Below are 6,857 nucleotides of genomic sequence, written 5' to 3' on the forward strand. Positions count from 1 at the left end.
GAGTTCTCATGTCCGAACAGCACCCCGACCCATTCACCGAAGGTCTGACTTTCAGCGGCCAGCGCATCACCCAGTTCGTCGCGATCGCAGCCGCCGGGAGACAGCTTCACAAGCAACTGCGTCAGCGACTACGGGACGCCCGGCATGCCAAGGAGGAAGCCGCGCTCAAACGCACAGAGGCCCTGCGCAAAGCCGCGTTGGAGGAAGCACGAGCACGCTGGTCGCCCGCTCATGACCGTGAGTGGCTCCGCACAGCAAACCTCGTGGAGGTCGGGCAGGCCTGGGCTGCCGCGCTGCCCTACGCCAACGAGCTCACCTCTGCCGGATCCGCCGTAGGCAAGTGCGAAGACCGTCTCCGCGAGCTGCACCCGTACGGGATGGAGCGCTACGACCGGCTCCGCGACGACGGCACGGACCGTCTGGCCGCGATGAAGGAGGCGGCGCCCTTCTTCAACCATGCTCCCCACACCCGCACCGGCCACGCCCCCGTCTCCCGTCCCGCCCTCACGGAAGGCGATGGCACCACCTGGGCGGCTAATCCGCATGGCCCCAGCCGCTCGGAGATGGAAGAGGCCGTGCGGCGGGAACGCGCCCGGCAGATCGCCGCCGACCTACGGTCCAGGTGCAAGGCCAGGGGGCACGACCCCAGCCCCATCGAACTGCGCACCATGCTGGAGATCACCACCAACCTGCCGGAAGAGGTCATCGCCGAGGCCGTTCCGGTCCGCGCCGCGAGCAGCTCGTCTGGGATCGCCACGTCCGAAGGCGCACTTGCCGACGAGGGCTTCCCACTGACCATCGACGAAGCACTGACCGCGCCGTCCACCTGGTCTGCCCACCAGTCGTCCGCCAGAAGGACACCGGTCCAGGTTCCCGACCGCAACCGTCGCCGCAACCTCTGAGCATCACAGGAGCCGACCGTGAACGCCTTCACCGACGACCTCAACTTCTGGCTGGCGCTGCTCCTTGTCGCCCTCGCCGTGCTCGTCGCCCTTCTCCCGACGTTGATCGCGATCATCAGAGGCGCGGAGGAGATCTCCCTCATCCTGCTGTTCAACGTCATCGGCTGCGTGACCTTCCTCGGCTGGCCGGTCGCTCTCATGCTCGCCATCAGAGCTCCACGTCGCCGCGATCTCTTGTCGTCGCTGCCCCCTCCACCGCCTCCGCCCGGAAGGTGACCCTGTCCCGCCGCCCATCAGCGAAGCAACCCATCGCGACCGCAGAGGAAACGGCCCGCACAGACATGAGCAACTACTGGCGTCATGCCGTCCTTGCTGGGGCGACGTTGACGTTCGTCCTGACAGGAGCACCAAGCAGCCTCGCCGCGCCCCAACGCATCGCATGCCCAAACCTCAAGGGAACAGCCGCTGCCCTGGTCGACCAGAAAGCTTTCTGCCAGAAGGTGAAGCAGCAGATCGCCGCTGGAAACATGGACGTCTACAAGGCACTACAGCAGTCGATGAAACCTCCCGGGGGACGCACCAGAGCATCGAAGAAGATCCGCAAGGCATCCACTCGACCAGGACTCTCTCCTGGCAAAGTGACCCGGCAGGGCGTACAAGGTCCATCTGGTCCTGGCCGTTCAGCGTTGGGCTCCCGCAACGCAGCAGATCGCTCACCGGCCGATCACAACACTTCTTCCTCCGTCAGCCGTGACGACAGAGACGTCCCATCCGCCCCAGGACCAACTTCATCCGCTGACTCTGCTCTGCCGCTGCCTGCGAACGGCTCCTCCCAGGCAGGGGTTCATCGCCCGCCCGAACAACAAGCCACATCCGACGGTTTGGCTCTTCGAGCCAGCGGCGAATCGACAACGAGACCAGCCGTCGTGACCATCGGAGCCTTGCTTCTGCTCATCGTGAGCCTGGTCTGCCGGCGCGTCGCCAAGCCGAGTCCGGCTCTCGGGCGTGCCCGGTCAGGAGCTGGTGCCCTCGGCACGCTTCGCCCGCCTCGCTGGAAGCATCCGATGGCTTCGATGGCCACCCCTCAAACCCCACGGCCGCTCGGCCCTCTTCCGGCTGCTGGAGCCGACGGCATCACCCGGTACCTGGTCCGGCACGGCGGCATGGGCTTGGTGGGCACGGGGGCCGCGTCCTTCGTTCGTGCGCTGCTGGTCGATGTCTTTACCGCCCCCAACGACCGTTCACTGGTCTACATCGGTCGCCGCGAGCTGATCGAGTCGTTCGCCGGCGCCTTCGATGACGAGTTGAGCGTCGCGCTCGCCCCGCGCCTGGTGGTGTTCGAGTGCGTTGAGGATGCCATCGAGCACATCAAGTCGGGCCGGGAGCCGGTCGGCGGGTGCGGTGGGTCCATCACCTACTGGATCACCGCACCCGGGAAGGACAGCGACGACGTCTTGGCGCTCAGCCGACAAAGTCGGCACCGCAACTTGCTCACGATGATGTTGGGTGACTGGCCACACGGTCCGACCTACGACTTCACCGTCGACAGCGCCACTGTCCGTGTCCGCGATGCCCAAGGGCGCGGCCGGGAGCTTCCGAGCCTGTCCCCGGAGGAGGCCGTCGCAGCGATCCGCACCCACCTCACCTCTTCGTGAGAGGCTCTACCACCGAAGAGCCCGGCGCCGCGTTCACCGGCGCCGGGCTCTGTTCGTCTCAGTCTGTCGGTCACAGCCTTGGGCAGTTCTGCTTGACCGTTGCGGCGAGTTCTCGCCATGCCTGCGGTTGCAGAACTAGCACGGGACCATGGACGTTCTTGGAGTCGCGGATCAGAACGCCGAGCGCGGGGGCATAGGCGGTCTCGACGCAGTTGCCGCTTCCCCCTTGGCTGTGACTGGACTTGCGCCACTGAAGCCGGTGCTCGTCTGCGGGGGAACGCTTCACGAGGAAACCTTCTCTACTTGAGCTGGTCAATCGTCCTGGCCAGGTACGCGAGCGTCGCGTCCGGGCTCAGCGCAGTCGCGCTCAGATGCTGAAACAGCATGCTATAGCGCTGAATCTCCACCCGTTCTTCGAGATACACGCTGGTGTGCTGGTTCTCGGCGTAGACCAGGCTGGGGTCTCCGTCGGGGAAGTCCAAGATGACGAACGAGCCCGCAAGTCCCGGGTGCGGGCCGGCTTCCAACGGCAGGACCTGCACGGTGACGTGCTCCATCGGGCCGGTGTCGATCAACCGTTGAAGCTGCTCACGACGGTCGTCAACTGTTCCGAACGGTCGCAGGATCGCGGCCTCGTCGATGACCGCCCATAGATACGGCGGCTCGGCATGATCCAGCAGGTGCTGGCGTTCCATGCGCAACTGCACCAGCCGATCCACTTCCTCCGGGTCACGGATGAGCCGTCCGCGGTGCAGGGCGGCGGCATAGGCAGGGGTCTGGAGCAGTCCGGGGATGACCGACAGCTCGAAGGCATGGATCTTCTCCGCCCCTGCTTCGAACTCCACATAGGAGTCATCCAGCACGTCCTTGTAGGAGTTCCACCAACCGCGCTGGCGCGCCTGGCGGGTGAGGGTGAGCAACTCCTCATAGCGGGGATCGTCGGCCGGCACCCCGTACAGGTCGAGCAGCAGCCGCGTGTCGGCGACCATCGGCTTGACCGCCTGGGCCTTCTCCAGGCGGGTCACCTTGCCGGGTGACCACTCCAGGGCCTTGGTCACCTCCAAGGCCGACATGTCGGCCGCAATGCGCAATTTTCGCAGTTCAATGCCGAGCCTGCGACGACGCACCGTCGGGCTCCGTCTCGCGTCAGCCACCTGTACCTCCCGCACGGTCATGGCTCGTGTCGATCGTAGGGGAGATCAGGGCAATCGGACATCCAATAACCAATCGGCCTGGTTTGAATTTCTGCATTGCAGATTCTAGTTCAGCGAGTCACGATTGCGAGGAAGCCGCGCAGCCCGGCCTCCCGCTGGCCGCGCGGCGACCCGATCGGTCTCTGCAGCGGAGGCAACCGCGATGACCAGCAGAAAGCCCGCGACTCTCCACCCCGGCAACATCCGCTCCGAGCGGCTCGCTCCCCCAGGGCATCCGGCATGCGGCCACAACGCCGCCTACCCTCAGCAGCCCTACGTGCCCTCGCTCCCGCCGCCCCCAGCGCAGGTCTGCTTCACCCGCGTCGACTCCGCCCCCTCACCCCGTCCGCGCCCTCCCACTCCATGGGCGCAAACTGAACGAGACCCCGATCAGGTCCTGGACGAACTCCGAGAACGCTTCCCGGCCGTAGTGATGTGGTGGGGCGAGTGGACCGGTTCCTACTGGGCGTTTCTCCCCGACGACGTCCGCGAGAACGACCGCTTCCTCACCGCTGCCACCGCCGACGCGTTCACCCAGCAACTCGCCCAAGCCAGCAGCCCGTCGCCGTCACACGAGCCAGCCCCCACGCCACTCGCCTACATGCCAGAGCCTTCACTCCCGCCGATCAAACCACGCGAAGATCCCCCAGCCGCAGAAGCCGCTCCGGCCCAGCGTCCTGGTCTTCTGCGGCGACTCCTCACCGCCATGACACGACGACGCCCCACTCCCCCTCGCCACCCGCTCGTCTGCGGTGAGGCGTGCTGCGCCCACCAACGCCTCATCTCGCGGGGTCGCTGGAGCTTCCCATGCTGAACAACAACTTCCCCTTGGCCGCCGGGGGCTTCCACGCCTTCTCCCTCCCCGACACCCCCGAATGCGCCTCCATCGCACGCTCGGCACTGACCATCGTGATGAGCCAGCTCACCCTTCCCCGACCTCTTATCGAAGACGGCGCCCTGGCGGTCTCGGAGCTGGCCAGCAACAGCCTTCTCCACGCTCCCCGCGGCCCCTACGAGCTGTGGATCTGGCGACGCACCGTTCCCGAACCTCAGCTGGTGGTCTCGGTCTTCGACACCGATCGCACCCACCTGCCGACCTTCACCCCCGGCGATCTGCTGGCCGAAAACGGCAGGGGTCTGACGATCGTCACCGCGTTCTCCGCCGACACCGGAACCCACCCCACCCGCTCCCGACTCCAGCCACACCCGATCCCCGGCAAAGCAGTCTGGTTCGCACTCACGCTGAAGGACTGTTCACCGTTCCCATCGCCAGTCCTCACCCCACTACGCGCCGCACAGCAACTTCTTCTGGCGCTAACGGTGCGCGGACTACACCCCATCCACATCACCGACTTGGACGGGCCCACGGTCATCGCACTGAACGAGCTCCGTATCCAGGTGACCTGTACCCACTATCTCTGGGGGTCGCCTACCAATAAAGTGCTCCGTCTTCCGCTAACCGACCTGCAAGATGTTGTCGAAGCTCTCATCCAACAAGTCTGCTGATCATCCGTCGAGTACCCGTCGTCCTGAGACATCCCGCTCCAGGGCGACGGGCAGCGGAAGCCAAGTGACTCTTAGGTGCGGTGGGTTGATCGACGGAAATTTGACGATGCCTTCTCGCTCATTCCCGCGGACGGCGGCCGCCACCCGCCGCGTACGGCGTCGTAATGCAAGCAGCGGCATTGCTGTGATCCTTGCCCGCGCCGGTGTGGCCTCCATCTCCGAAGCCTCGGCCAAGCCACCGCCGCCACGCATATTGCGATCCCCGTCCGCCCCTGAGAGCGGGCGCCACACATAGCCCAGGCGGCGCAGGCCGTCGCACCACCAGTCGTTGCGATCCTCGCCCGCCCCAGAGGGCGGGCGCCACTGGGCACCCTCCAGGGGCTGCCGGTCTACGTGGACCCGTTGCGATCCTCGCCCGCCCCGGAGGGCGGGCGCCACGGTCGCCGCCGACCCGCTCGATCCCGCTGACCCACACGTTGCGATCCTCGCTCGCCCCGGAGGGCGGGTGCCACTCGGCGCCTACGGCCCACCCGTGACGGCCGAGCCGGACGTTGCGATCCTCGCCCGCCCCGGAGGGTGGGCGCCACCCTCGTCCAGGAACAAGTAGTCGATGCCGGTGTCCTCGTTGCGATCCTCGCTTGCCCCGGAGGGCGGGCGCCACCCGCGACAGCGCCTTGATCAGTCGTGCCCAGTCGGTGAGGTTGCGATCCTCGCCCGCCCCGGAGGGCGGGCGCCACCCGGGCGGGTGGAAGCGGTGGCGCAGGCATGAATCCGTTGCGATCCTCGCCCGCCCCGGAGGGCGGGCGCCACACTGGCCGGACGGGAGCCCCCGCCGATGAGCCAGCAGCGTTGCGATCCTCGCCCGCCCCGGAGGGCGGGCGCCACCGTCGTGGCCACCACGTCCGACGTGGCCGGCGCGACGTTGTTGCGATCCTCGCCCGCCCCGGAGGGCGGGCGCCACACCACGCGCACCTCCGCCTCCGCGCGCGCACGCATGTTGCGATCCTCGCCCGCCCCGGAGGGCGGGCGCCACGCCAGCACGTAGACGGCACGGGTCCCGTCCGAGAGGTTGTTGCGATCCTCGCCCGCCCCAGAGGGCGGGCGCCACGTCGAGCCGTTCCTCGGCGAGGGCCCGACCGGCGAGTTGCGATCCTCGCCCGCCCCGGAGGGCGGGCGCCACAGGTGAGGCGCGTGTAGCGCCACGGACAGCTCGGGGTTGCGATCCTCGCCCGCCCCGGAGGGCGGGCGCCACTCGGCGCGGGACGGGTTGGGCGCGCTGCCCAACCAGTTGCGATCCTCGCCCGCCCCGGAGGGCGGGCGCCACGGATGTCCGAGGCGGTCGTGCCGCCGGCCAGGATGTTGCGATCCTCGCCCGCCCCGGAGGGCGGGCGCCACAATCCACGCCCCCGTCCCGGTGGACGCCACCCGCGAAGTTGCGATCCTCGCCCGCCCCGGAGGGCGGGCGCCACCGCTGGGGGGAGGAGGGCGCCCGAACGATTTGGCAGTTGCGATCCTCGCCCGCCCCGGAGGGCGGGCGCCACCGCTGGGGGGAGGAGGGCGCCCGAACGATTTGGCAGTTGCGATCCTCGCCCGCCCCGGAG

General features: G+C 67.9%; 6 protein-coding genes and 1 CRISPR repeat array. Of the genes, 4 read left to right on the forward strand and 2 right to left on the reverse strand.

What is annotated here, in order from left to right; genetic code table 11:
- Window positions 1-8 precede the first annotated feature (8 nt).
- The 3 genes from HNR61_RS40565 (at window position 9) to HNR61_RS40575 (ending at window position 2,557) form a co-directional block, all read left to right on the forward strand.
- Complete coding sequence (locus tag HNR61_RS40565) at window positions 9-902, forward strand: hypothetical protein (RefSeq protein ID WP_182848452.1); 894 nt, start codon at window positions 9-11, stop codon at window positions 900-902.
- Window positions 903-920: 18 nt separating this feature from the next.
- A complete protein-coding gene (locus tag HNR61_RS40570; protein WP_182848453.1) occupies window positions 921-1,178 on the forward strand; it encodes a superinfection immunity protein in 258 nt (85 codons plus the stop codon).
- A 797-nt stretch (window positions 1,179-1,975) separates the two neighbouring features.
- On the forward strand, window positions 1,976-2,557 hold the full coding sequence (locus HNR61_RS40575) for a hypothetical protein (RefSeq protein WP_182848454.1): 582 nt from the start codon (window positions 1,976-1,978) through the stop codon (window positions 2,555-2,557).
- Window positions 2,558-2,627: 70 nt separating this feature from the next.
- Here HNR61_RS40575 and HNR61_RS40580 read toward each other — a convergent pair whose 3' ends face one another.
- Window positions 2,628-2,843 (reverse strand): DUF397 domain-containing protein, encoded by a 216-nt coding sequence (locus HNR61_RS40580; RefSeq protein WP_182848455.1) that lies wholly within the window; start codon window positions 2,841-2,843, stop codon window positions 2,628-2,630.
- Window positions 2,844-2,856: 13 nt separating this feature from the next.
- Window positions 2,857-3,732: a helix-turn-helix domain-containing protein gene (locus tag HNR61_RS40585; protein WP_220510379.1), complete on the reverse strand. Its 876-nt coding sequence runs from the start codon at window positions 3,730-3,732 to the stop codon at window positions 2,857-2,859.
- A gap of 825 nt (window positions 3,733-4,557) precedes the next feature.
- Between HNR61_RS40585 and HNR61_RS40590 the strand changes: the two genes are divergently transcribed.
- Window positions 4,558-5,256: an ATP-binding protein gene (locus HNR61_RS40590; RefSeq protein ID WP_182848456.1), complete on the forward strand. Its 699-nt coding sequence runs from the start codon at window positions 4,558-4,560 to the stop codon at window positions 5,254-5,256.
- 252 nt (window positions 5,257-5,508) lie between these two features.
- Window positions 5,509-6,797: a CRISPR direct-repeat array (repeat unit 37 nt; unit sequence GTTGCGATCCTCGCCCGCCCCGGAGGGCGGGCGCCAC).
- Window positions 6,798-6,857 lie beyond the last annotated feature (60 nt).

Origin of the sequence: Actinomadura kijaniata, assembly GCF_014138665.1 — a bacterium.
Classification (GTDB): domain Bacteria; phylum Actinomycetota; class Actinomycetes; order Streptosporangiales; family Streptosporangiaceae; genus Spirillospora; species Spirillospora kijaniata.